General features: G+C 67.4%; 24 protein-coding genes. 20 read left to right on the top strand and 4 right to left on the bottom strand.

Annotated features, from left to right (window positions below; translation table 11 throughout):
- Nucleotides 1-23: 23 nt before the first annotated feature.
- The 7 genes from efp (at nt 24) to folE2 (ending at nt 5,885) form a co-directional block, all read left to right on the top strand.
- Complete coding sequence (efp, locus tag DEO45_RS04735; RefSeq protein ID WP_114341131.1) at nt 24-590, top strand: elongation factor P; 567 nt, start codon at nt 24-26, stop codon at nt 588-590.
- Between the two features lie 223 nt (nt 591-813).
- Nucleotides 814-2,145: a TRZ/ATZ family hydrolase gene (locus DEO45_RS04730; RefSeq protein ID WP_114341325.1), complete on the top strand. Its 1,332-nt coding sequence runs from the start codon at nt 814-816 to the stop codon at nt 2,143-2,145.
- Nucleotides 2,146-2,158: 13 nt separating this feature from the next.
- The gene (locus tag DEO45_RS04725; protein WP_114341130.1) at nt 2,159-2,413 is read left to right on the top strand and encodes a YciI family protein; all 255 of its coding nucleotides are present in this window, start codon (nt 2,159-2,161) and stop codon (nt 2,411-2,413) included.
- Nucleotides 2,414-2,571: 158 nt separating this feature from the next.
- On the top strand, nt 2,572-3,300 hold the full coding sequence (gene ubiG / locus DEO45_RS04720; RefSeq protein ID WP_114341129.1) for a bifunctional 2-polyprenyl-6-hydroxyphenol methylase/3-demethylubiquinol 3-O-methyltransferase UbiG: 729 nt from the start codon (nt 2,572-2,574) through the stop codon (nt 3,298-3,300).
- Nucleotides 3,297-3,977, top strand: a complete 681-nt coding sequence (gene gph / locus DEO45_RS04715; protein WP_114341128.1) for a phosphoglycolate phosphatase — start codon at nt 3,297-3,299, stop codon at nt 3,975-3,977. The genes ubiG and gph overlap by 4 nt, the downstream gene beginning before the upstream one ends.
- Nucleotides 3,974-4,828: a squalene/phytoene synthase family protein gene (locus DEO45_RS04710; protein WP_114341127.1), complete on the top strand. Its 855-nt coding sequence runs from the start codon at nt 3,974-3,976 to the stop codon at nt 4,826-4,828. Before gph ends, DEO45_RS04710 begins: the two co-directional genes overlap by 4 nt.
- A 109-nt stretch (nt 4,829-4,937) precedes the next feature.
- The gene (gene folE2, locus DEO45_RS04705) at nt 4,938-5,885 is read left to right on the top strand and encodes a GTP cyclohydrolase FolE2 (RefSeq protein ID WP_114341126.1); all 948 of its coding nucleotides are present in this window, start codon (nt 4,938-4,940) and stop codon (nt 5,883-5,885) included.
- A gap of 183 nt (nt 5,886-6,068) precedes the next feature.
- Here the strand turns inward: folE2 and yidD are convergent, their stop codons facing one another.
- On the bottom strand, nt 6,069-6,311 hold the full coding sequence (yidD, locus tag DEO45_RS04700; protein ID WP_223250786.1) for a membrane protein insertion efficiency factor YidD: 243 nt from the start codon (nt 6,309-6,311) through the stop codon (nt 6,069-6,071).
- A 145-nt stretch (nt 6,312-6,456) separates the two neighbouring features.
- Between yidD and dksA the strand changes: the two genes are divergently transcribed.
- A complete protein-coding gene (gene dksA, locus DEO45_RS16565; protein ID WP_189339677.1) occupies nt 6,457-7,641 on the top strand; it encodes an RNA polymerase-binding protein DksA in 1,185 nt (394 codons plus the stop codon).
- Between the two features lie 326 nt (nt 7,642-7,967).
- On the opposite strand, the gene DEO45_RS04690 is transcribed toward dksA, so the two are convergent.
- From DEO45_RS04690 to cysS, 3 genes are all read right to left on the bottom strand, one after another.
- On the bottom strand, nt 7,968-10,067 hold the full coding sequence (locus DEO45_RS04690) for a TonB-dependent receptor (protein WP_114341124.1): 2,100 nt from the start codon (nt 10,065-10,067) through the stop codon (nt 7,968-7,970).
- 346 nt (nt 10,068-10,413) lie between these two features.
- Nucleotides 10,414-10,851 carry a SufE family protein gene (locus DEO45_RS04685; RefSeq protein WP_114341123.1) on the bottom strand — a complete coding sequence of 146 codons (438 nt, stop codon included), beginning with the start codon at nt 10,849-10,851 and terminating at the stop codon, nt 10,414-10,416.
- A 73-nt stretch (nt 10,852-10,924) separates the two neighbouring features.
- Nucleotides 10,925-12,295 carry a cysteine--tRNA ligase gene (gene cysS, locus DEO45_RS04680; protein ID WP_114341122.1) on the bottom strand — a complete coding sequence of 457 codons (1,371 nt, stop codon included), beginning with the start codon at nt 12,293-12,295 and terminating at the stop codon, nt 10,925-10,927.
- A gap of 194 nt (nt 12,296-12,489) precedes the next feature.
- Between cysS and DEO45_RS04675 the strand changes: the two genes are divergently transcribed.
- From DEO45_RS04675 to DEO45_RS04620, 12 genes are all read left to right on the top strand, one after another.
- Nucleotides 12,490-13,017, top strand: a complete 528-nt coding sequence (locus tag DEO45_RS04675) for a glycine zipper 2TM domain-containing protein (RefSeq protein WP_114341121.1) — start codon at nt 12,490-12,492, stop codon at nt 13,015-13,017.
- A gap of 367 nt (nt 13,018-13,384) precedes the next feature.
- On the top strand, nt 13,385-14,392 hold the full coding sequence (locus DEO45_RS04670) for an N-acetylornithine carbamoyltransferase (RefSeq protein WP_114341120.1): 1,008 nt from the start codon (nt 13,385-13,387) through the stop codon (nt 14,390-14,392).
- Between the two features lie 6 nt (nt 14,393-14,398).
- A complete protein-coding gene (locus tag DEO45_RS04665; protein ID WP_114341119.1) occupies nt 14,399-15,022 on the top strand; it encodes an FMN-binding negative transcriptional regulator in 624 nt (207 codons plus the stop codon).
- Nucleotides 15,019-15,492 carry an OsmC family protein gene (locus DEO45_RS04660; protein ID WP_114341118.1) on the top strand — a complete coding sequence of 158 codons (474 nt, stop codon included), beginning with the start codon at nt 15,019-15,021 and terminating at the stop codon, nt 15,490-15,492. The genes DEO45_RS04665 and DEO45_RS04660 overlap by 4 nt, the downstream gene beginning before the upstream one ends.
- Before the next feature lie 28 nt (nt 15,493-15,520).
- Nucleotides 15,521-16,726 (top strand): argininosuccinate synthase, encoded by a 1,206-nt coding sequence (locus tag DEO45_RS04655; protein ID WP_114341117.1) that lies wholly within the window; start codon nt 15,521-15,523, stop codon nt 16,724-16,726.
- 4 nt (nt 16,727-16,730) lie between these two features.
- Nucleotides 16,731-17,171: a GNAT family N-acetyltransferase gene (locus DEO45_RS04650; protein ID WP_114341116.1), complete on the top strand. Its 441-nt coding sequence runs from the start codon at nt 16,731-16,733 to the stop codon at nt 17,169-17,171.
- A complete protein-coding gene (locus DEO45_RS04645; protein ID WP_114341115.1) occupies nt 17,168-18,301 on the top strand; it encodes an acetylornithine deacetylase in 1,134 nt (377 codons plus the stop codon). The genes DEO45_RS04650 and DEO45_RS04645 overlap by 4 nt, the downstream gene beginning before the upstream one ends.
- A gap of 16 nt (nt 18,302-18,317) precedes the next feature.
- Complete coding sequence (locus tag DEO45_RS04640) at nt 18,318-19,655, top strand: acetylglutamate kinase (protein ID WP_114341114.1); 1,338 nt, start codon at nt 18,318-18,320, stop codon at nt 19,653-19,655.
- A 102-nt stretch (nt 19,656-19,757) separates the two neighbouring features.
- Nucleotides 19,758-20,711 carry an N-acetyl-gamma-glutamyl-phosphate reductase gene (gene argC / locus DEO45_RS04635; RefSeq protein WP_114341113.1) on the top strand — a complete coding sequence of 318 codons (954 nt, stop codon included), beginning with the start codon at nt 19,758-19,760 and terminating at the stop codon, nt 20,709-20,711.
- Nucleotides 20,712-20,840: 129 nt separating this feature from the next.
- Nucleotides 20,841-22,136, top strand: coding sequence for an argininosuccinate lyase (locus tag DEO45_RS04630; RefSeq protein ID WP_114341112.1), 1,296 nt, complete (start codon nt 20,841-20,843; stop codon nt 22,134-22,136).
- Between the two features lie 15 nt (nt 22,137-22,151).
- Nucleotides 22,152-23,339 (top strand): glutamate 5-kinase, encoded by a 1,188-nt coding sequence (gene proB, locus DEO45_RS04625; RefSeq protein WP_114341111.1) that lies wholly within the window; start codon nt 22,152-22,154, stop codon nt 23,337-23,339.
- On the top strand, nt 23,336-24,592 hold the full coding sequence (locus DEO45_RS04620; protein ID WP_114341110.1) for a glutamate-5-semialdehyde dehydrogenase: 1,257 nt from the start codon (nt 23,336-23,338) through the stop codon (nt 24,590-24,592). The genes proB and DEO45_RS04620 overlap by 4 nt, the downstream gene beginning before the upstream one ends.
- Nucleotides 24,593-24,769: the final 177 nt, after the last annotated feature.

Raw genomic sequence — 24,769 nt, 5'->3', positions numbered from 1 at the left:
TCATATATCTCGGAGCTCATTGCATGGCCACCGCCGGTCTGAACGACGTCAAGAAGGGGATGAAAATCCTTCACAACAACGATCCGTGGATCATCACCGAAGCCGAGTTCATCAAGCCCGGCAAGGGCCAGGCGTTCACCCGCATCTTCATCCGCAACCTGAAGACCGGGCGCACCACCGAGCAGACGATGAAGTCCAGCGATTCGTTCGAGGTGGCGGATGTCACCGATACCGACATGCAGTACCTGTATTCCGACGGCGAGTTCTGGCATTTCATGCACCAGGAGTCGTTCGAGCAGCATCAGGCCGGCAAGGCCGGTGTGGGCGATGCGGCGAAGTGGCTGAAGGGCGAGGAGGAGTGCGTGGTCACGCTGTTCAACGGCGAGATCATCGTGGTGCAGGCGCCGAACTTCGTCGAGCTGAAGATCACCGAGACCGACCCGGGCGTACGCGGCGACACCTCCGGCGGCGGCGGCAAGCCGGCCACGCTGGAGACCGGTGCGGTGGTGCGCGTGCCGCTGTTCGTGGGCACCGACGAGGTGATCAAGGTCGACACCCGCACTGGCGAGTACGTCAGCCGCGTCAAGTGACGAACCGGCGCGCGGGCTGTGCCCGCGCCTTTGCCGGTTCGTCATCCCGGCGAAGGCCGGGATCCAGTGAAGTACTCGCGCGCAGCACGCAAAACCTTTTGGTACGGTTACGTATCAAGTCACTGGATTCCAACGTTCGCTGAAATGACGGGCAAAATGACGAGCAAAGGGGCGGCGCCGCAAGGTTGGCCGCCCTTCGCTTATCCGCTTGATGGAGTTTTCCATGAACGACACGCAGCCCCAGTCCGTTGATCTCCTCATCGAAGCCCGCTGGGTGGTGCCGGTCGAGCCGCACGCGGTGGTGCTGGAGAACCACACGGTGGTGGTGCGGGACGAGCGCATCGTGGCGCTGCTGCCGATCGCCGAGGCGCGTGCCGCCTACGCGCCGCGCGAGCGCGTCGAACTGGGCGAGCACGCGCTGATCCCCGGCCTGGTCAACTGCCACACGCACAACCCGATGACCCTGCTGCGCGGTCTGGCCGACGACCTGCCGCTGATGGTGTGGCTGCAGCAGCACATCTGGCCGGCCGAGGCGAAGGTGATGGGCACCGAGTTCGTGCGCGACGGCGTCGAGCTGGCGGTGGCCGAGATGCTGCGCGGCGGCACCACCTGCGCCAACGAGAACTATTTCTTCCCCGACGTGATCGGCGCCACCTACCGCAAGCTGGGTTTCCGCGCGGTGGTCGGCCTGCCGGTGATCGAGTTCCCCACCGCATGGGCGAAGAGCCAGGACGAATACTTCGAACGTGCCGGCGAGGTGCACGACAGTTTCCGCGGCGACCATCTGATCAGCACCGCGTTCGCGCCGCATGCGCCGTATACGGTATCGGACGAGAGCTTCGAGCGGATCCGCGTGCTGTCCGACCAGCTCGATATTCCAGTGCACCTGCACACGCACGAGACGGCGCACGAGGTCGAGGACGAGAAGGCCAGGAGCGGGCTGCGCCCGTTCCAGCGCCTGCAGAAACTGGGCCTGGTCAACGACCGCCTGATCGCCGTGCACATGACCCAGCTGACCGACGGCGAGATCGCCGCCTGCGCCGCCGCCGGGGTGTCGGTGGTGCATTGCCCGGAGTCCAACCTCAAGCTGGCCTCCGGTTTCTGCCCGGCGGAAAAGCTGCGTGCCGCTGGCGTCAACGTGGCGATCGGCACCGATGGCTGCGCCTCCAACAACGACCTGGATATGTTCGGCGAGATGCGCACCGCCGCGCTGCTGGCCAAGGCCGTGGCCGGCGACGCGGCCGCGTTCGACGCGGCGTTTGCGCTGCGCGCGGCCACGCTCAACGGCGCGAAGGCGATCGGGCTGGAGGCGAGGATCGGCTCGATCGAGGTGGGCAAGCAGGCCGACTTCGCCGCCGTGCGATTGAGCGACCTGGAAACCCAGCCGCTGTTCCACGTCATCTCGCAGCTGGTCTACGCCACCGGCCGTCACCAGGTCAGCGACGTGTGGATCGCCGGCAAGCGCAAGCTGGCCGCGCGCGAGCTGGTCGGCATGGACGCCGCTGCAATCCTGGAGCGGACGCGTACCTGGCGCGAACGCATCGTCTCGGCATGAGCCGGAGCCTTCGATGAACCGTTATCTGGTCCTTCTGATCCGCCGGCCGCACCTCGACCCGGCGGTGGTGCCGCTGCACCGGGCATTTCTGGAGGGCTTGCGTGCAGAAGGCAGGGTGGAACTGTCCGGCGGCTTCAGCGACAAGTCCGGCGGCGCTTACCTGCTTCACGCGGTCGACCTGGCCGAGGCGACCGCGCTCGTGCACAACGATCCCGCTTACGTCAGCGGCGGTTGGGATATCACGGTGTACGAGTGGCAGACGGTTTGATTTTTTGCGCTCCTCCATGAGCGCGAGAGTCAAGAAACGGCCATCCGTGGCCGCACTTTTCAACAAGGCTTGAGCTAATCCCTGAGCGGGAGAACCAAGAGGTGGTCATCCATGGCCGCACTTTCCAATAAACTCAGGGCCTCACCGTGGACTCGAACATGACCACCGCCAACGTCAACCCCGCCGAGATCGCCCGCTTCGACAGCCTGGCGGCACGCTGGTGGGATCCCGACGGCGAGTCGCGCCCGCTGCACGACCTCAACCCGGTGCGCGCCGCCTATGTCGCCGCCCGCGTCGACCTGCGCGGGGCGAAGGTTGCCGACGTCGGTTGCGGCGGCGGCCTGCTCAGCGAGGCGCTGGCGCGTGCCGGCGCGAAGGTCACCGGCATCGACCTGGGTGACAGGGTGATCGAAGTCGCCAAGCTGCACCTGCATGAATCCGGCCTCAGTGTCGACTACCGCGTGCAATCCTCCGCGGAGCTGGCGGCGACCGAACCGGAAAGCTTCGACGCGGTGTGCTGCATGGAGCTGATCGAGCACGTACCCGACCCGGAAGCGCTGGTGAACGACCTGGCCGCGATGCTGAAGCCGGGCGGGCGGCTGTTCATGTCCACCCTCAACCGCACGCCGGCTGCGTTCGGCGCGGCGATCCTGGGCGCGGAGTACGTGATGCGCCTGCTGCCGCGCGGCACCCATCACTACGCGCAGTTCCTGAAGCCGTCCGAGCTGGGGCGCCTGCTGCGCCATGCCGGGCTGGAGCTGGAGGACGTTTCCGGGCTCGGTTACAACCCGCTCAGCCGCAAGGCCTGGCTGAGTTCGATCACCGCGGTCAACTACGTGCTCAGCGCACGTCCCACGGGGACTTCCTACGGTCGCAAGCCGGCATGAAGCCCCTGCCCCAAAACATCCAGGGCGTACTGTTCGACCTGGACGGTACCTTGCTCGACAGCGCTCCCGACCTGTATGCCGCGCTGCTGGCACAGTGTGCGGAAGAGGACATGCCGCCGCCGCCGTATGCGCCGGTGCGCGAGGTGGTGTCGCGCGGCGCGCGCGCGGTGCTGCGCTGCGCGTTCGCCGCGCGTGGCGAGCCGGCGCTGGAAACGCTGGTGCCGCGCTACCTGCAGCTGTACCAGGACGTGATGGCGCAGCAGACCCGTGCGTTCGACGGCATCGACGAGCTGCTGGCGCGCATCGAGGCGCATGGCCTGCGCTGGGGCATCGTCACCAACAAGGCGGGTTTCCTCACCGACGAACTGGTTGCCCGCATCGGCTGGGCCGGGCGCGCCGGTGCCGTGGTCTGCGGCGATACCCTGGCGGTGAAGAAGCCCGATCCGGCGCCGGTGCTGCTGGCCTGCGAACGCGCCGGCGTGGCGCCCGAGCACAGCCTGTTCGTCGGCGACGACCGCCGCGACGTGCAGGCCGGAGCGGCTGCCGGCCTGTACACGGTGGCGGTGAGCTGGGGCTACCTCGATGGCGGCGATCCCCACGGCTGGGGTGCCGACAAGGTGCTGGACCATCCGGCCGAACTGGCCGAACTGCTGCAATTGCAGCCGGTCGCGGCATGACTGAACTGATCGAACAGAATGCGGTGCTGCAGGGCTTCATCGACAAGTGGCTGGCGGTGCAGCCGCAGCAGCGCGTGGCGCTGGCCTTCGTCGATGGCCGGCGTTACCCCGGCCACATCGCGCTGGCCGCGCTGGAACAGGAACTGCTCGGCGCCGCCTATGGCATCCGCGAGCCGCAGGTGGCCACCGCCAAGCTCAACTGGTGGGCCGAGGAACTGGCCGGGGCGCCGGCCAGCGGCGGTCGCCATCCGCTGACCCAGGTGCTGTTCGACGACGAGCGGGCGCATGCCATCGCCAGCGAGCTGTGGCTGGCGCCGGTGCTCGCCGCCATGGCGCAGCTGGAGCAGGGCACCGCCGCGGATTTTGCCGCGCAGGTTGAGGCGGCAATGCCATTGCACGGTGCGCTGGCGGCGCTGGAAACCGGCTGGTGGTACGGTGCCGACGCGTCGCCGGCGCAGGCATCGCGCGTCGCCGTGCTGAACCACCTGCTGTATGCCTTGCTGCGGCTGGAACAGGATGCCGAACGCGACCGCCTGCCGCTGCCGATGGCGCGGCTGGCCCGGCATGGCCTGAGCCGTGCGCAACTGCGCAGCCCCGGTACGGCGCGGCAGCACGCGGTCAAGGCGCAGCTGGACGACCTGCTGGCCAGCTGGAAGGAATCGGCCACGCTGGCCGGGCCGCTCAGCGTGTTTCGCGCGCTGGAATCGCGCCACGCCGGCAAGCTGGCGCAGCGTGCGGCGCATGCCGGCGATGCGCTGGCGACATTGCGGGTGGGCCAGTCGCGTATCGGGCTGGCCACCCCGCTGCGGGCGTGGCAGGCCGCGCGTGCATGGCGCCGCTACCTGGCGTAAAACGAGCCGGGACGCAGCGTTTCCACCACGCCACTATTGCGCGGCAGCCTGCCTGCCCCAAGATTGTCCGCTTCACGGCGACGCGTTCGCCGATGCCAGGATTCCCGTCATGCCGAACCAGGAAAATACCGCCCGCCTGCTGCCCGATGTCGCCGTGCACGCGCAGCCGCATCTCGCCGGCGCGCTGGACTGGGTCGGCATGGCCGACATCCAGGTGCCGGTGCTGTTCGATGCGGGCGATGGCCAGGCGCAGCGTTCCAGCGCCCGGGTCGGCGCCTTCGTCAACCTGAGCCGGCCGGACAAGCGCGGCATCCACATGTCGCGGCTGTACCTGCAGGTCGAACAGGCGCTGAGTTCGCAGGCGCTGAATGCGCAGATGCTGCATGCGCTGCTGCGCGGCTTCCTCGATTCGCACCGGGACCTGTCCGACCGCGCCTGCCTCAGCATCCATTTCGAGCACCTGGTGCGCCGCCCCGCGCTGAAGAGCGCCAACAGCGGCTGGCGCGCCTATCCGGTATGCATCGAGGCCAGCCTCACCGGCGACGAGTTCCTGCTCGAGTTCGGCACCGAGGTGGTCTATTCCTCCACCTGTCCGGCCTCGGCGGCGCTGTCGCGCCAGCTGATCCAGGACCAGTTCGCCAGCGATTTCGATGCCGGCCGGCCGCTCGACCATGCCGCAGTGCTGGCCTGGCTCGGCAGCGAGCAAGGCATCGTCGCCACCCCGCATGCCCAGCGCAGCGTGGCGCGCCTGCGCATCCGCCTCGTGCCCGGCACCGACTTCCACCTGATTGGCCTGATCGACCGCGTCGAGCACGCGCTCGGCACGCCGGTGCAGACCGCGGTGAAACGCGAGGACGAACAGGCCTTCGCGCTGGCCAACGGCGGCAACCTGATGTTCTGCGAGGACGCCGCCCGGCGCATCCAGAAGGCGCTCGATGCCGACGCTGCGCTGAGCGACTTCCACATCCGCGTCGAGCACCAGGAAAGCCTGCACCCGCACGATGCAGTGGCCTATGCAAGCAAGGGCGTGGAAGGCGGTTACGGCTCCACGCCGTGACAACCGCTTCGTAAGGCGGGCATGGGCCGCCGGTTTTTGGTTTCGCGAGAGCGCGGCGGAAATGGCGGGAGTGCCCGCCTGCGAGCGCTGCGGCACGTGTTGGAGTCGCGGCAGGTTGTGCCGTACTTTGCGCCCTTTCTTCCAGCAAGTGCGGGGCGCGATCGGCGCGGCTTGATCCGCCGGTCATCGGATGTCGGTGGCATCTCCCCGGTGACGGCAGCGGGAAAAATGGAAGTGGTCGGGCACCGGGTCCTCGCCACCATCGCACAAGGGCTGGCAGCGCAGCACTCGCCAGCCGGCGAGCAGGCTGCCGCGCCACGGGCCGAAGCGGGTGACCGCAATCCGTGCATAATCGGAGCAGTTGGGGTGGAAGCGGCAGCGCGGACCGAGCAGGGGGCTGAGCCAGCGCTTGTACAAACGCAGCATCCACAGTATCAATCGGGTCAGGACATTCACGGTGCCGGAGCGGCCAGCGACGGGTAGTGGTACAAGTATTCCAGAAGCAAGCTTGCCGGTGTAGGACACATGGGCTATAACACCCGGCCGCCACGGCCAAAAACGGTGAAGGGATATGGCGAAAACGACGCGTAGTTCGACCGCTGCCAAGGCGCAGAAGGGCAAGGCTTCGACCAAGGCGCGTAATGCCGGGGCCGGTATGCCGAAAGCGGCGGCCAAGGGGCGGGCGGTGAGTGCCAGCAAGGCTTCTGCCAAGGTCAGCCGCAGCGCAGCGAAACCAGCTGGCAAGGCGGTGGCGAAGAAGGTGGCGGCCAGGAAGCCGGTGGCGGGCAAGACCGTCGCCAGGTCGCCGGCGAAGAAGGCCACTCCGGCGAAGAAGCCGGTCGTGAAGAAGCCGGCGGTGAAGAAGCCAGTCGTGAAAAAGGCCCCGGTGAAGAAAGTGGCGGTCAAGAAGGTCGCTGCGAAGAAGCCCGCACCGAAGAAGGTCGTCGCCAAGAAGGTGGTAGTCAACAAGGCCGTTGCCAAGAACATCAAACCCAAGGGCAGCGCAGCCAAAAAAACGGTAGCGAAGCCGGCAGCCAAACCGGTTGCAAGGAAAACGGTTGCCCCTGCCAAGCCGGCGATCAAGCCGGTCGAGGCGGCGGCCAAGCCGGCGCCGGTGGCAGCCGTCAAGAACGTATCCCCGGCACCCGCCAGCACCCTGTTCAAGGGCAAGGTGGCGAGTGCAACCGCCATGGTGACACCGCGTGCGGCCTCGGCTGCCGCGGGCCATGCCTCTTCCCACAAAAGCCCGAAAAATTCGTCGTCCTCAATGAATAAATCCGCTGCAAAGAAACTCGACAACGGCATTACCCGCGAAGATGGCCGGTATGCGCTGCCGTCCACCAGCATCATCAACCTGCCCAAGGGTTACCACCCCTCGTCCGCCGAGGAGTACATGAACCCGATGCACCTGGCCTACTTCCGCAACAAGCTGCGCGACTGGCGCGATCAGCTGGTGGAAGAGTCGCGCCAGACCATGGACAACCTGCGCGAGGAAGTGCGCGACGTCGGCGACGAGGCCGAGCGTGCCACCCGCGAGACCGAGAACTCGCTGGAGCTGCGCACCCGCGATCGCTACCGCAAGCTGATCTCCAAGATCGACAAGGCACTGCGCCGGATCGAGGAAGGCAGCTACGGATTCTGCGAGGAGACCGATGAGGAAATCGGCATCGACCGCCTCGATGCACGCCCGATCGCCACGCTGTCGCTGGACGCGCAGGAGCGTCGCGAGCACCTGCAGAAGCAAATGGGCGACTGATTGCCGCCAACCCCGCCTGAAGCCGGGGGGGTCGTTCGATCCGCCCATGCCGATCCCATGGATCGCCAAAACCCCCGAGCCGATTCTCGGGGGTTTTGTTTTGCTGCGTGCCGTCACGAGAAGTCGCGGGTTCGATTTTCGCCTGTTGCGGACGGCGTGCAGCTGGATTGCTGGGGACAATCACAGACAGATCGCTTCAATCCCGGCATGCCCCGAGCCGACAGGCGCCACGGAGCAAGCGCCTGCATGATGCCCCGGGACGCGATCCGTGGAGGTGCGCGCCGCTCCCTGTGCAAGGTGGCCGACCCTGTTCGAAGCGGACAACGCTAGAACTGATAGCGCAATGTCAGGTTCGCGGCACGCGGGGCGCCCGGCATATTGAGGTTCGGGCTGCTGCCGTGACCCGACACGATGTACCGCGTGTCGAACACGTTGGTCAGGTTGAGTTGCAGTGCGATCGGTCCGGTGCGGTATTGCGCCATGAGATCGGCGGTCACGTAACCCGGCAGGGTCACCGTGTTGCCCGGATTGGCCTGCCGCGCACCGACCAGGTTCAGGCCTCCGCCCAGTTGCCAGCGCTCCGCGAACGCGCGGGTGACCCAGAGGTTGCCGCTGTTCCGCGGCGTGAGGGTGGCACGCTTGCCCTGGATCGGACGACCGGCATCCATGGCGATGGAATGGATGATGCGCGCATCCAGCCAGGCATAGCCGGCAATCAGGCGCCAGCCGTCCGCCAGGTCCGCCGCGGCGCTGAGCTCGATGCCGCGTGTCCGTTGTGCGCCGATCGGCAGCACCTTCTGGGTGACGGGGTCGGTGGCCTTGATACCCGTACGCTCCAGTTCGAATGCCGCGGCGTTGAACGTGGCGCGCCCCTCCAGCAGGTCGTATTTGGCCCCGACTTCGGTGTTGTGCGTACGCTCGGGAGCGATGTCCGCATTGTTCGCCGCCAGCGCAAATGCCTCACCCGATGGCTGGAACGAACGACTCCAGGAAACGTAGTAGGCCTGCGTGGCGGACGGCTGCCATACCACGCCCGCGCGAGGACTCACCGCCTTGTCGGTGCGGGCAAGGTCCGGCTGGCCCGGCAGGCGGTTTTCCGTTTGCTGTCTGAAGCGGTCGTAGCGCAAACCAAGCAGGGCCTTCCACTGCGAACCCAGGCTCACCATGTCCTGCAGATAGGCAGCTGCCGTGTCGAAGGTGCCGAGGTTGTCGGCGGCAGGGGCGCGGGCCACCCGCAATGGCAGTACCGGCAACACGGGATGGAACAGGTCGACGACGGCCACGCCGCTGGCGCTGCGATTGAGCAGGGACTTGTCCTGCCGTCCAAGCTCCAGGCCGTAGAGCAGGTCATGGCTGACCGTATCGCCGCCCAGGCGCTGATTGAGCTCGGTCTGGTTGAACCAGCCGTGTTCGCGCCGATACACGTTGGAACGATTGAGCGAAACGGTCCGCGCCTTCTCGTTGACGCTGCCCGGCAGGGTGTTGTTGCGGTCGAGCGTGTAGTCGTACCAGCGCGAGGCATTGCGCAAGGTCAGGCCGTCGCTGAAGGCATGCGTCAGCGTCGCGGTGGTCGAGGTCACCGTCGACTTGCTGGTATCGACGTCGCGCGCATTGGCGGCGCCGTAGTAGGTTCCCACCGGCACATCGACCGGACGGCCGCGATAGGCCGGAATGCCGAAATCGGTGACGCGGCGATCCTCCAGATAATCGGCCTGCAGCAGCAGCGTGGTGTCGGTCCCGGGATGCAGCAGCACCGACGGCGCCACGGTGCGGCGCCTGAGGAACTGCGCGTCGCGATAGCCGTTGGCATCCTCCATGGCGCCGGTGAGACGCCAGGCGCTGCCGGCATCGCCGAAGCGCCGGCCGACGTCCAGTTCGCCGCGCTGATCGGCCCAGCTGCCATAGCTGAGGGTGACCTGGCCGCCGTCGATGCCGGGTTGCCGGGTGACGCGATTGATCAGGCCGCCGGACGAACCTCGTCCATACAGCACCGAAGCCGGCCCCTTCAGCACCTCGATGCGCTCGATGTTCGACAGGTCGCGGAAATACAGTGCGTCGTCGCGGATGCCGTCGACGAATTGATCCGCGATGGCGGTGAAACCGCGGATGGAGACCTGGTCGCGCTGGCCGTCGCCGGTCGAGAAGCCGACGCCTGGCACGTTCTTCAGGGCGTCCTGGATCGACGTCGCATGCTGGTCCCGCAGCACGCTGGCCGGCACCACGTTCACGGTCTGCGGCACGTCGCGCAGGGCGGCATCGATCTTGGTGGCGCTGATGGCGTCCGGCGTGCGGTAGTCATCGGGACGCGTGGCCTGCACGTTGACGCTAGGCAGCAGTTTGGCTTGGTCAGTGGACGCTTCGTCGGCGAAAGCCCGGGGCGCACCCAGGGCAGTCAGCAAGGCAATGGAAAGAGGCAGCAAACGCATGGGGAACCCTGGAGGCTGGAATGCGGGCCGCACGCATCCCTCGCGGGGATGCGATGAGCACACAATGGGAGTTGGCGCCGGGCCGGCGTGGCGCTGGCTGGCTCAGGCCTCGGCGAACGGGTGGATCGCTTGCATCGTTACCGGGCGGAAGCAGCCGGCAAGATATTGCGAATTATTCTCATTTCCATGATAAGCGTCAACACCCCATCGAAAGCCCGTGCGGTTTTCCTGGGCAGGGTGTGGATTCCAGGCCCCAGGATTGCTGGAGGGCCGAGGGGCGTAGGACTTTCTGGGCAAGGAATACGAGGGGGATCGGGAGGTTGGCCGGGGCGGCTGGCTCCTGGCCTCAGCTCTTGTCCGTCGCCGCGGCAGCATAACCCTTGAGCTTCGCCAGCATCGCCGCCAGGCCGTTCGAGCGGGTCGGCGAGAGATGCTTGGCCAGGCCGATGGTCGCGATGAAACCGGGTTCGGTGGCGAGGATTTCCGTTGCCGGGCGGTCGGAGTACACGCGCAGCACCAAGGCGATCAGGCCGGACACGATCGCCGAGTCGCTGGCCGCCTCGAAGTGCATGCGTGCGGCATCGCCGCTCGGCACCAGCCAGACCATCGACTGGCAACCGTGTACGCGCCAACCCTCGGTCTTGTGCTCTTCCGGGAATGGCGGCAGCTGCCGGCCGAGATCGATCAGGTATTGGTAGCGCTCGGTCCAGTCGCCGAGGAAGGCGAATTCCTCGGCAATCTCTTGCTGCGCCTGTTCGGCGCTGGTGGTGGCGATGGCGTTCATGCGCACATTATCGCGCGGCTGCCGGCGACAAGCGTAATGCCGCCATCGCCCGTACAGGGTGCGTTGCAGGGGGTCAGGCCTTGGCGATGCTCCAGCGCGTGCCCTGGGCGCTGTCCTCGATGACGACGTGCATGGCGGCCAGTTCGTCGCGGATCGCATCGGCGCGCGCGAAGTCGCGGGCGGCGCGGGCGGCCTGCCGCTGCTGCAGCAGGTCCTCGATGCGTGCCGCATCCGCCGTGTTTTCGCCGCGCCGGAACCACGCCTGCGGATCCTGCTGCAGCAGGCCGAGCAGGGCGCCCCCGCCGAGCAGGGCGGCTTTCGCCTCGGCGCCGCCGGACTGGCGCGCCGCATCGGCCAGCACGGACAGCTCGGCCAGCGCCTGCGGCGTGTTGAGGTCGTCGCACAGCGCCGCCTCGATGCGCTCCGGCACCGGCAATTCGCCAGCCGGCAGCTCGACCGTGGCCAGGTCGCGCAGCACGCGGTACCAGCCGTCCAGCGTGCTGGTCGCCTGCGCGATGGCCGCCTCGGACCAGTCCAGCGGCTGCCGGTAGTGGCCGCTCAGCAGGCGCAGGCGCAGCGCCTCGGGCGGATGCTGCTTCAGCAGCTCGTGCAGCAGCAGCACGTTGCCCAGCGACTTGGACATCTTGCGGCCGTCGAAGGTGAGCATGCCGTTGTGCATCCACCAGCGCGCGAAGGTCTTGCCGCCGTGCGCGCAGGTGGACTGGGCGATCTCGTTCTCGTGGTGCGGGAACAGCAGGTCGATGCCGCCCGCATGGATGTCGATGGTCTCGCCCAGGTGCGCCGCGCTCATCGCCGAGCACTCGATGTGCCAGCCGGGTCGACCGCGACCCCACGGGCTGTCCCAGCCGGGCAGCTCCGGCGTGGACGGTTTCCACAGCACGAAGTCACCGGGGCTGCGCTTGTATGGCGCCACGTCGACGCGCGAGCCGGCGATCAGCTCGTCGGTGTCGCGGCCTGACAACTCGCCATAGGCCGGGAACGAGCCGACGTCGAACAGCACGTGGCCTTCGGCGGCGTAGGCGTGAGCGCTGCCGAGCAGGCTCTCGATCATCGCGATGATCGGGCCGATGTGGGTGGTGGCATGCGGCTCGATGTCCGGCGGCGCCACGCCGAGCCCGGCCATGTCCTCGCGGTACGCCTGCGCGAAACGTTCGGTGATCGTGCCGATCGGCACGCCCTGCTGCTGCGCGGCGGCATTGATCTTGTCGTCGACGTCGGTGATGTTGCGCGCGTACGCCACCTGCGGGTAGTGCCGCCGCAGCAGTCGCACCAGCACGTCGAACACCACCGGCCCGCGCGCATTGCCGATATGCACGTAGTTGTAGACGGTGGGGCCGCACAGGTAGATCGTCACGCGCGCCGGGTCGAGCGGGGCGAACGGTTCGGTGCGGCGGGTGAGGCTGTTGTAGAGCGAAATCGGCATCGGTGGGATCCGCAACATGGGGTGCGCCGGGCAAGGGCGGGGCGCGGCCAGCCCGGCATCTTAACAAGGTGTAAGCAGCCGGGTCGCGCAAGCCCCGCCGAGGCAGATTCTAAGCGTGTATTCAGCGTGAATTTGCTGGAATGCTGCCAGTCCACGCGCAGATGCGCGCCGTTGTTCCGAAATTGGAGGTCGCAATGACCAAGCTGTGGCTTCCCGCGTTGGCCTTCGCCCTGATGGCGTCCGGCGTCCATGCACAGGACGCGCGTTACGCCAACGCCGACGACAATGCCCATTACGGCTGGGCCGATGTGCTGCGGGCCGATCCGGTCCAGGCAGTCACCCGCACCGAGGTGCCGCGGCAGGAGTGCTACGAGCAGCCAGTGGTACGCCACGAGGGCGGCAACAGCACGGCCGGGACGGTGCTTGGTGCCGTGATCGGTGGTGTGCTGGGCAACACCGTGGGCAAGGGCGATGGGCGCAAGGCTGCCACCGTCGTCGGTGCCGTCGCCGGTGGTGCGGTCGGCAACCGGGTGTCCGGCCAGGGTCGCGACTACGAGACCAGCCAGACCCAGTGCCGCCAGGTCAGCTCGGTCAGCGAGCAGCGCCGGATCGTCGGCTACGACGTGGAATACCGCTATCGCGGCGAGGTCTACACCTCGCGCCTGAACTACGACCCCGGCGAGCGCCTGCGCGTGCGCGTGCAGGTCGAGCCAGCCGACTGATGCGCCCGCGATTGCGCGGGTTGATTTTTTTGTTGCAAGGCAGCGAAATTGCCGCCATCATGGGCACCAGTCACCTGGATTCCGCAATGTCCACAGCCGTCTATACCGCTACCGTACTCACCAGCGCCCGCGCGGCCGCTGGCATGACGTCGCGTGCGCGCCGACCGCTGGGCGGGTATTCGGCCGGGTAGGCAGTCGCACGCGTTTCACGTGCATCGACGATAAACCCGGCCTCCGCGCCGGGTTTTTTGTTGGCGCAATTTATACGGACCCGCCCGCCAAGCCCGGTCATTCGACCAGAGGCGGGTCGATCAACCACCCCGGCCATCCATGCCGGACTCACGAAAGAGAAGCAGGGCCTGACTTCATGAGCATTCGGCATTTCTTGACCACCCAGGATTACAGCCGCGGCGAGATCGACGCCCTGCTGGAGCAGGCCGCCGCGTTCAAGCGCTCGCCGCGCGGCCAGCAACTGGCCGGCAAATCCGTCGCCTTGATGTTCTTCAATCCCTCGATGCGCACCCGCACCAGCTTCGAGCTGGGCGCGTTCCATCTCGGCGGCCACGCCATTGTGCTGTCGCCGGGCAAGGACGCGTGGCCGATCGAGTTCGAGGCAGGCAGCGTGATGGACGGCGACACCGAGGAGCACATCGCCGAAGTGGCGCGCGTGCTCAGCCGCTATGTCGACCTGATCGCGGTGCGGGCCTTTCCCAAGTTCCAGGACTGGGCGGTGGATCGCCAGGACAAGGTGATCAAGGCGTTCGCGCAGTACGCCACGGTGCCGGTGATCAACATGGAGACGATCACCCATCCCTGCCAGGAGCTGGCCCATGCGCTGGCGCTGAAGGAACACCTGGGCGACCTGACGAAGAAGAAGTACGTGCTGACCTGGACCTATCATCCGAAGCCGCTGAACACCGCGGTGGCGAACTCCGCGCTGCTGATCGCGACGAAGATGGGCATGGACGTGACCCTGCTGTGCCCCACTCCCGACTACGTGCTGGACGAACGCTACATGCAGTTCGGCTACCAGAACGCTAAGGAAAACGGCGGCTCGCTGAAGGTCAGCCACGATATCGAGGAGGCCTACGCGGGAGCCGACGTGGTCTACGCCAAGAGCTGGGGCGCGCTGCCGTTCTTCGGCAAGTGGGAGCAGGAAAAGCCCGTGCGCGAAGCCAGCAGGCATTTCATCGTGGACGAGGCGAAGATGGCGCTGACCAACCACGGCCTGTTCAGCCACTGCCTGCCGCTGCGCCGCAACGTCAAGGCCACCGACGCGGTGATGGACGCGCCGTACTGCATCGCCATCGACGAGGCCGAAAACCGCCTGCACGTGCAGAAGGCGGTGATGGCGTCGCTGATCGGCCAGGGCTGAGCGCTCGTGTATACGCCGAAGCATTTTGCGGAAACGCGCCTGGAAATCCTGCACGGACTGATCCGTGCGTATCCGTTCGCCACCGTGGTGACCCGCACAGCGAACGGGCTGGTGGCGAATCACCTGCCGTTCGAGCTGGTCGGTGGAGTGGTGCACGGCCATGTCGCCCGCGGCAACGAACTGGCCCAGCTGGATGGCGCGGAAGTGCTGCTGGTGTTCCGGGGGCCGGACGGCTACATCAGCCCGAACTGGTACCCGAGCAAGCACGAGACCGGCCGCGAGGTGCCGACCTGGAACTACGCGGTGGTGCACGTGCATGGCCGCCTGCGGGTGATCGATGACGCGGCATGGCTGCGTCGCCTGCTGGAAACCTTGACCGATCACCATGAGGCCGGCCAGCCGCAACCGTGGAAGATCACGGATGCGCCGGACGACCATATCGAGAAGTCGCTGCGCGCGATCGTCGGCCTCGAAGTCGCGATCGAGCGCATCGAAGGCAAGTTCAAGCTGAGCCAGAACCATCCCGCGCGCAATCGCGCCGGCGTGATCGCCGGCCTGCGCAAGCGCGACGGCGATGGCGACGCGGAACTTGCCGCACTGATGTCCATCCAGCAGGAGTCGGAACCATGAATCATCAGCATCACTATCGCGTCGACGTGGAGTGGACCGGCAACCTCGGCACGGGCACGGACGGCTATCGCAACTACAGCCGCGACCATGTGATCCGCATCGCGGGGAAACCCGAGCTGGCCGGCTCGTCGGATCCGACGTTCCGCGGCGACGCCACCAGGCACAACCCGGAGGACATGCTGGTGACCGCGCTGTCGACCTGCCACATGTTGTCCTACCTGCACATGGCCACCGTGGCCGGTGTGGTGGTGACGGCCTACACCGACGCCGCCGAAGGCACGATGGTCACCGAAGGCGACGGCGGCCGCTTCGCCGAAGTGGTGCTGCACCCGGTGGTGACGATCAGCGCCGCCAGCGATCCGGCGAGGGCCGAGGCGGCGCACGAAACCGCGCACCACGCCTGCTTCATCGCCAACTCCGTGAATTTCCCGGTGCGCTGCGAGCCGCGCATCGTCGTCGCATCCATCTGACCGTTTTTCTTTTCAGGATCTGCAAGCCATGAGCAAAGACATCGTCCTCGCCTTCTCCGGCGGCCTCGACACCAGCTTCTGCGTGCCTTATCTGCAGGAGCGCGGCTGGGCCGTGCACACCGTGTTTGCCGATACCGGCGGCGTCGATGCCGAGGAGCGCGCCTTCATCGAGAGCCGCGCGAAGGAACTGGGCGTGGCCAGCCATGTCACGGTGGACGGCGGCCCGGCCATCTGGAACGGTTTCGTCAAGCCGTTCGTGTGGGCGGGCGAGGGCTACCAGGGCCAGTACCCGCTACTGGTGTCCGACCGTTACCTGATCGTCGAAGCCGCGCTGAAGCGCGCCGCCGAACTGGGCACGAAGGCGATCGCGCACGGCTGCACCGGCATGGGCAACGACCAGGTGCGTTTCGACCTGGCGGTGAAGGCGCTGGGCGACTACCAGATCGTGGCGCCGATCCGCGAGATCCAGAAGGAACACACGCAGACGCGCGCCTACGAACAGAAGTTCCTGGAAGAGCGTGGCTTCGGCGTGCGCGCCAAGCAGCAGGCCTACACCATCAACGAGAACCTGCTCGGCCTGACCATGTCCGGCGGCGAGATCGACAAGTGGCAGGCGCCCGGCGCCGGTGCGGTGGGCTGGTGCAAGCCGCGCGCCGAATGGCCGTCCAAGCCGCTGCAGGTGAAGATCGGCTTCGTCAATGGCGAGGCGGTGACGCTGGACGGAGAAAAGATCGCCGGGCACACGATGCTGGCGAAGTTGAACGGCCTGTTCGCCGCCTATGGCGTGGGCCGCGGCCTCTACACCGGCGACACCACCATCGGCCTGAAGGGCCGCATCATCTTCGAGGCGCCTGGCCTCACCGCGCTGCTTGCCGCGCATCGCGCGCTGGAAGAGGCGGTGCTCAGCAAGCAGCAGAACCGCTTCAAGCCCGAGGTGGCGCGCAAGTGGGTGGAGCTGGTCTACGAGGGCTTCTTCCACGATCCGCTGAAGACCGACCTGGAAGCGTTCCTTGCCTCCAGCCAGTCCACCGTCAACGGCGAAGTGACGCTGGAGACGAACGGCGGCAGCGTCGGCGCGGTGGCGGTGGAGTCGAAGCACATCCTCAACGCCAAGGGCGCCACCTACGCGCAGTCGGCCGACTGGGGCGTCGAGGAAGCCGAGGGCTTCATCAAGCTGTTCGGCATGAGCAGCACGCTATGGGCCGAGGTCAATCGGGCGGCGGGCAAGGGCTGAGCATATGGGTGTCCTGCGGGTCAACACGGACAAGGACAGCCTCGACATCGGGCTGATCCACCGTTTCCTCTCCACCGAGGCCTATTGGAGCCGCGGCATTCCGCGCGCGACGGTGGAACGGGCGATCGAAGGTTCGCTGTGCTTCGGCGGTTACCTGGACGGACGTCAGGTGGCGTTCGCGCGCGTGGTCACCGACGGCGCCACCTTCGGTTATCTCGCGGACGTGTTCGTGTTGCCGGAGTGTCGCGGGCAAGGCCATTCCAAGGCGCTGATGGCGGAGGTGATGGCGCATCCGCAGTTGCAGGGCCTGCGTCGTTTCAGCCTGGCTACCAGCGACGCGCATGGGCTGTATGCCGGCTTCGGTTTCGCCGCACCGGCGCGGCCGGAATCATTGATGGAAAAACTCGATCCGGACGTCTACATGAGGACGCCAGGCAGGACATGAATCCGCTACTTACCTCCACTCTGGAATACCTGAAGGCGCTGGTCGGTTTCGACACGCGCAACCCGCCGCGCGCGATCGACACCGGCGGCATCTTCGACTACCTGCGCTCGCAGCTGCCGGGTTTCACGGTGACGGTGACCGATTTCGGCGCCGGCGCGGTGGCCCTGCACGCCGTGCGCGGCGAACCGAAGTACCTGTTCAACGTGCATCTGGACACGGTGCCCGATTCGCCGGCCTGGACGGCCGATCCGCACACGCTGCGGATCACCGCCGATCGCGCGATCGGCCTCGGTGCCTGCGACATCAAGGGCGCGGCGGCGGCGCTGTTGGCGGTGGCGAAGGCCAGCGACGGACCGCTGGCGCTGCTGTTCACGACCGACGAGGAAGCCAACGATGCGCGCTGCATCGCCGGCTTCCTGCGCGATGCGCATGCTTATGAGGCGGTGATCGTGGCCGAGCCCACCAGGGGCGAGGCGGTGCTGGCGCATCGCGGCATCCAGTCGGTGCTGATGCGTTTTGCCGGGCGGGCCGGGCATGCTTCGGGCGAACAGCAGCCCAGCGACAGCGCGCTGCACCAGGCCGTGCGTTGGGGCAGCGCCGCGCTGGATTTCGTGGCGGCGCAGTCGCATGAGCGCTTCGGTGGACTCACCGGCCTGCGCTTCAACATCGGCCGGGTCGAGGGCGGCATCAAGGCGAACATGATCGCGCCATCAACGGAAGTGCGTTTCGGTTTCCGCGCCCTGCCCACGATGAACCCCGATCATTTGCTAATCCGTTTCCGCAACCTGGTGGAACCGCAGCCGGTGGAGTTCGCCGAAACGTTCCGCGGTGCCTCGCTGCCTGCCGGCGACACGGCGAATGCCGAGGCGAACCGGCTGGTCGCGCGCGACCTCGCCGACGAGCTGGGCATCCCGGTCGGCAACGCGGTGGACTTCTGGACCGAGGCGGCGCTGTTCTCCGCCGTCGGCTACACCGCCTTCGTCTACGGCCCCGGCGACATCGCGCAGGCGCACAGCGCCGACGAGTGGGTCGCGCTGGAGCAGCTCGAGCGCTATGCGCAAACGGTTTATCGAATCGTAGAGAAGTCCGGCCAGGGACGGCCGGTTTTTGACCCCCGCGATCATGGATGAGCGCAAGGAACGAATAATGGACACGGCTAAGCACAACACCCGCAAGACCATCGTGCGCCTGCTTTCGAGCATGGGCAGCGCGAAGGAAATCCAGCAGTACCTGAAACGCTTTTCCGAGGTGGACGCCAAGCGCTTCGCCGTGGTGAAGGTCGGCGGTGCAGTGCTGCGCGACGAACTGGCCGACCTGGCCTCGTCGCTGACCTTCCTGCAGCAGGTGGGGTTGACCCCGATCGTGCTGCACGGCGCCGGCCCGCAACTCGACGAGGAGCTGGCTGCCGCAGGCATCGTGAAGCAGACGGTGGGCGGCCTGCGCGTGACCTCGCCGAAGGCGCTGGGCATCGTGCGGCGCGTGTTCATGCAGCAGAATCTGAAACTGGTCGAGGCGCTGCAGTCGATGGACACCCGCGCCACCGCGGTGCCGTCGGGCGTGTTCATGGCCAGCTACCTCGACCGCGAAACCCTGGGGCTGGTCGGCAAGGTGGAGAGCATCAACCTGGCGCCGATCGAGGCCAGCCTGCGCGCGAATTCGATCCCGGTGATCGCCAGCCTGGGCGAGACCGACGAGGGGCAGATCCTCAACGTCAACGCCGACGTCGCCGCGAACGAACTGGTGCGCGCGCTGCAACCGTACAAGATCGTGTTCCTCACCGGTACCGGCGGCCTGCTCGACGGACAGGGCAAGGTGATCGACTCGATCAACCTCAGTACCGAGTTCGAGCACCTGATGGCGCAGCCGTGGATCAACGGCGGCATGCGCCTGAAGATCGAACAGATCGCCGACCTGCTGGCCGACCTGCCGCTGACCTCGTCGGTGTCGATCACCCGGCCGTCCGAACTGGCCAAGGAACTGTTCACCCACAAGGGTTCGGGCACCCTGGTGCGGCGTGGCGAGAAGGTGCTGCGCTTCGACTCCTGGGAGGGCGTGGACCGCGAGCGCATGCGCGGGCTGATCGAGTCCAGCTTCGGCCGCACCCTGGTGCAGGATTATTTCGAGCGCACGCGGCCGTTCCGCATCTACGTCAGCGAGAACTACCGCGCCGCGATGATCCTCACCATGGAAGATGTCGGCAACAGGCAGGGCCTGCCGTACCTGGACAAGTTCGCCGTGCTCGACGACGCGCAGGGCGAAGGCCTGGGTCGCGCGGTGTGGCAGGTGATGCGCGAGGAAAATCCGCAGCTGTTCTGGCGCTCGCGTCACCATAACCAGGTCAACATCTTCTACTACGCCGAGTCCGACGGCTGCCTCAAGCAGCCGCGCTGGAAGGTGTTCTGGTACGGCCTGGACGGCAATTTCGACACCATCGCCGGCTGCGTGGCGCATTGCGCGCAACGCCAGCCGACGCTGGTGGGATGACTCAATGACCATTACCTGCAAGGAACCTTCCATGGTGCGTTCTCCATGCGGCATCCATGCCTCATCCTCGACATGCGCATGCGATGCGCTACTGCGCATCGCATGAACGTGCCTGTCTCGACCATCGGCATCGTCGGCGCGCGCGGCCATACCGGCATGGAGCTGATCCGCCTGATCGCAGCCCATCCCTCGCTGGAGCTGGCTTTCGTCTCCTCGCGTGAACTGGATGGCCAGCGCGTGGCCGATCACGTCGACGGCTTTGCCGGCGGGCTGCGCTATGCCAGCCTGGACCCGGCCGCGGTGGCGGCGCAGTGCGCCGACGTGGTGATCCTGGCGCTGCCGAACGGCAAGGCGGCGCCGTACGTGGCGGCGATCGACGCAGCGAATCCGGACACGCTGATCCTCGATCTTTCCGCCGACTACCGTTTCGATCCGTCGTGGTACTACGGCCTGCCTGAACTCACCCGCGGGCAATGGCGCGGCGAGAAAAGGATCAGCAACCCCGGCTGCTACGCCACCGCGATGGAATTGTCGATCACGCCGCTGAAGGACCTGCTCGCCGCGCCGCCGGTGTGCTTCGGCGTCTCCGGCTACTCCGGCGCCGGCACCACGCCGTCGGACAAGAACGACCCGGACAAGCTGCGCGACAACCTGATGCCGTACGCACTCACCGGCCACATGCATGAGAAGGAAGCCAGCTTCCGGCTCGGCATCCCGGTGGAGTTCATGCCGCACGTGGCGCCGCACTTCCGCGGCCTCACCGTCACCACCAACCTGTACCTCACTCGCCCGCTGAAACGCGAGGACGTGCTGCAGCGTTTCCATGCGGCCTACGACGGCGAGAATCTGGTCAGCGTGACCGACGAGGCACCGTGGGTCAGTCGCGTTGCGCACAAGCACTACGCCGAGATTGGCGGCTTCGCCGTCTCGGCCAACGGCAAGCGGGTGGTGGTCGTGGCCGCCCTGGACAATCTGTTGAAAGGCGCGGCGACGCAGGCCATGCAGAACATCAACCGCGCGATCGGCGTGGACGAGTACACCGCGATTCCCACCTGATCGCCGTCATTCCCGCGCAAGCGGGAATCCAGTGCCTTCAGCGTGTAACGACACTGGACTCCGGCTTGACCAGCTTCGCTGTTCAGAAGCGCCTCGCCGGAATGACGAACAAACATACGAGAGCCGACGATGACCCAACCCCTCTGGCAGAAATCCAACATCAAGATCGACGCGAAGATCATGCGCTTCCTCGCCGGCGACGACGTGCTGCTGGACCGCGAGTTCTTCCTGCACGACATCACCGCCAGCAAGGCGCACGTGGAGGGGCTGGCCAACATCGGCGTGGTCGGCGCTGACGAAGCGGCCGCGCTGAAGCGCGAGCTGGATGCGCTGGCCGAGGATTTCACCATTGGCGCGTTCGTGCTGGACGACAGCCACGAGGACGGCCATTCGGCGATCGAGGCGCGGCTTACCGAGCGCCTCGGCGACGCCGGCCGCCGCGTGCATACCGGGCGCAGCCGCAACGACCAGATCCTGGTGGCCACCCGGTTGTGGCTGAAGGACAAGCTGGGCGCGCTGGAGGCGCATTGCCGCGCCATTGCCCAGGTCTGCCTCGACCGCGCAGCGCAGCCGGCCGTGCCGCTGCCGGGCTACACCCATCTGCAGCGTGCCGTGGTGTCGTCCACCGCGATGTGGTTCGCCGGTTTCGCCGAGGGCTTCATCGACAACGCGTTGCGCGCATGCCAGACGATGGCGCTGATCGACGCCAACCCGCTCGGCACGGCCGCCGGCTACGGCGTGAACCTGAAGCTGGACCGCGAACACACCACGCAGGCACTCGGCTTCGCGCGCATGCAGCTCAGCCCGATCTACGCGCAGCTGTCGCGCGGCAAGTTCGAGATGGCCGTGCTGGAGGCGATCGGCGGCGCGCTGCTCGACCTGCGCCGGCTGGCCTGGGACCTGTCGCTGTTCACCACCGCCGAGTTCGACTTCGTCAAGCTGCCGGCCGAGTACACCACCGGCAGCTCGATCATGCCGAACAAGCGCAACCCCGACGTAATCGAACTGCTGCGCGCCAGCTATGCCAGCGTGGCCGCCGCGCGTACCGAGATCGAGCAGTTGCTGTCGCTGCCGTCCGGCTACCAGCGCGACCTGCAGTTCTCCAAGGGCTCGATCTTCCATGGCGTGCGCCACGGCCTGATGGCGCTGGAGCTGGTGCCTGACCTGCTGGCGCGGTTCGGGTGGAACGAAGACGCGATGCGCGCCGCGATCGAGCCGGCGATGTACGCCACCGACGTGGCGATCGAGCAGGCCGCCGCCGGCGTGCCGTTCCGCGACGCCTACCGTGCCGCGGCGGAAACCGCGGCGTCCGCGGGCCAGGGGCGCACGCCCGAAAGCAGTCTCGCCGCGCGCGTGTCGCCGGGCGCCGGCAATGACCTGCGGCTGGATGAACTGCACGCGCGATTGCGCGCACTCGACGACTGAAGCGGAGACACGGGCATGGCGGCGATCGACACAGGGAACGCTCACAGCGACTTGCCCGCACAGGCTTTGCCGCGCTGGCGTCGCGCCGTACTGAAGGTAGGCAGCAATCTGCTCGCCGCCGACGGCGGTGGCCTCACGCCGCGTTATGCCGAGGCCCTGGCCGCCTTCGTCGCCGCCAGCCACGCGGAGGGTCGCCAGGTCGTGCTGGTGTCTTCCGGCGCGGTGGCGGCGGGGCGCGCGCTGCTGCGCGAACATGCGCCAGCTAACGGCGATCTTGCCGCGCGGCAGGCCCTGGCTGCTCTGGGCCAGGCGCCGATGATCGCGCTGTGGCAGTCGCTGACCGCGCGTCCGGTGGCGCAGGTGCTGTTGACCCACGACGACCTGCGCAACCGCCGCCGCTACCTCAACGCGCGTGCCACCCTGCGCGAACTGCTGCAGCTCGGCGTGCTGCCGGTGGTCAACGAGAACGACACCGTCTCGGTGGACGAATTGAAGCTCGGCGACAACGACAACCTCGCCGCCATCGTCGCCGCGCTGGTCGATGCCGACCTGCTGCTGATCGCCTCCGACGTCGATGCGCTGTACAGCGCCGATCCGCGGCACGATCCAGCGGCCACGCCGGTCCTGGAGGTGGCTGCGCTGACTCCCGGGATCGTGGCGATGGCCGGCGACAGCGGCAGTGCGGCTGGCACCGGCGGCATGCGCACCAAGCTGCAGGCGGCGGCGAAGGCCGCCGCCGCCGGCATCCCCACCGCCTTGTTCAGCGGTCGCGCGGCGGCCACCGTGCAGGCGCTGCAACGCGGCCAACTGCGCGGCACCCTGATCGCCGCGGCCTCCACGCGCCTGCAGGCGCGCAAGTACTGGCTGCGCCACGCACCCGCCGCGCCGGGCCGCATCCACGTCGACGCCGGTGCCGTGAAGGCGCTGGCCGGCGGGCGCGTCTCGCTGCTGCCGGGCGGCGTACTCGGCGCCGACGGCGAGTTCCACCGCGGCGACCTGGTCGAAATCGTCGACGCCGACGGCGTGGCCGTCGCGCGCGGGCTTAGCCAGTACGGCGCCGCCGAGGTGCGTCGGCTGGCTGGCCGGCACAGCCGCGAGATCGACGGCGTGCTCGGTTACAGCTACGGCGATGAGGTGGTGCATCGCGACGATCTCGTCACCATGAACCGCCCGGTGGCATCCGGGCAGGAGATCGGCGCATGAGCACCATTCGCGAACAGGCAATGGCCTGCCGCGACGCGGCGCAGGTGGTCGCGGCCCTCGACACCGGGACGAAGCGTGCGCTGCTGCGCGACATGGCCGCGGCGCTGGAAGCGCATGCCGCCGCGGTGCTGGCGGCCAACGCCGAAGACTTGCGCCAGGCCGCGGCGAAAGGCGTGCCGGGCGCCATGCTCGACCGCCTGCGGCTGGACGAGGCGCGCGTGGCCGGCATTGCCGGCGCGCTGCGCGAAGTGGCCGAACTGCCCGATCCGGTCGGCGTGACGACCCGCCGCGAGACGCGGCCGAATGGCCTGTCGATCGAACGCGTGCGCATCCCGCTCGGCGTGATCGCGATGATCTACGAGGCGCGCCCCAACGTCACTGCCGACGCCGCGGCGCTGTGCCTGATGGCCGGCAACGCGGTGATCCTGCGCGGCGGTTCCGAGGCGATCCATTCCAACCTCGCCATCGCCGCCGCGCTGCACGCCGCGTTGCGCGCGCATGGCGTGCCCGAGGCCGCCGTCACCGTACTCGACGACCTGAGCCGCGAGGCGATGGTCGAACTGCTGCAGCTCGGCGACCTCATCGATCTGGCCATCCCGCGCGGCGGCGAAGGCTTGATCCGCTTCGTCGCCGAACACGCGCGCGTGCCGGTGATCAAGCACTACAAGGGCGTGTGCCACCTGTACGTGGATCGCGCCGCCGATCTCGAGCTGGCGCTGGGTCTGCTGATCGACGGCAAGACCTCGCGCCCTGGCGTGTGCAACGCGCTGGAGACGCTGCTGGTGCATCGCGACGTCGCTGCCGCCTTCCTTCCGCGCGCCGCACAGTCACTGTGCGAACGCGGCGTCGAACTGCGCGGCGATGAAGCCAGCCGCGCGCTGGTGCCCGACATGCATGCAGTCACCGACGACGACTACGCCACCGAATTCCTCGACCTGATCCTCGCCGTGCGCGTGGTCGACGATCTCGATGAAGCCATCGCCCACATCCGCCGCCACGGCTCCGACCACACCGAAGTCATCGCCACCGCCGACGAAGCCGCCGCGCAACGCTTCGTGCAGGCGATCCGCTCCGCCGTGGTAATGATCAACGCGTCTTCGCGCTTCAGCGACGGCGGCGAACTCGGCCTCGGCGCCGAAATCGGCATCTCCACCACCCGCCTGCACGCCTACGGCCCGATGGGCGCCGAGTCGCTCACCATCGAGCGTTTCGTGGTGCGGGGGGAGGGGCAGTTGAGGCATCCGCGGAGCTGATCAGGGCGTCGCTCGAAGGCGCCGTTGCCGGCCTGTCTTTGGCCTGTGGCGTCATTCACCCGGGCATGACGGTCCATGTCATCCAATGCACGGGGGTTCCGTTCGCAACCGTGCCGCATGCCGTCCGCTTCACGCTCTGTGCCACGCGTCGCCAAAACCCGATGGCGACCGTGTATG

Origin of the sequence: Rhodanobacter denitrificans (assembly GCF_003335105.1) — a bacterium.
Classification (GTDB): domain Bacteria; phylum Pseudomonadota; class Gammaproteobacteria; order Xanthomonadales; family Rhodanobacteraceae; genus Rhodanobacter; species Rhodanobacter denitrificans_A.
The sequence above is the reverse complement of the archived record's forward strand: the minus strand, read 5'-3'. Positions and strand labels throughout refer to the sequence as shown.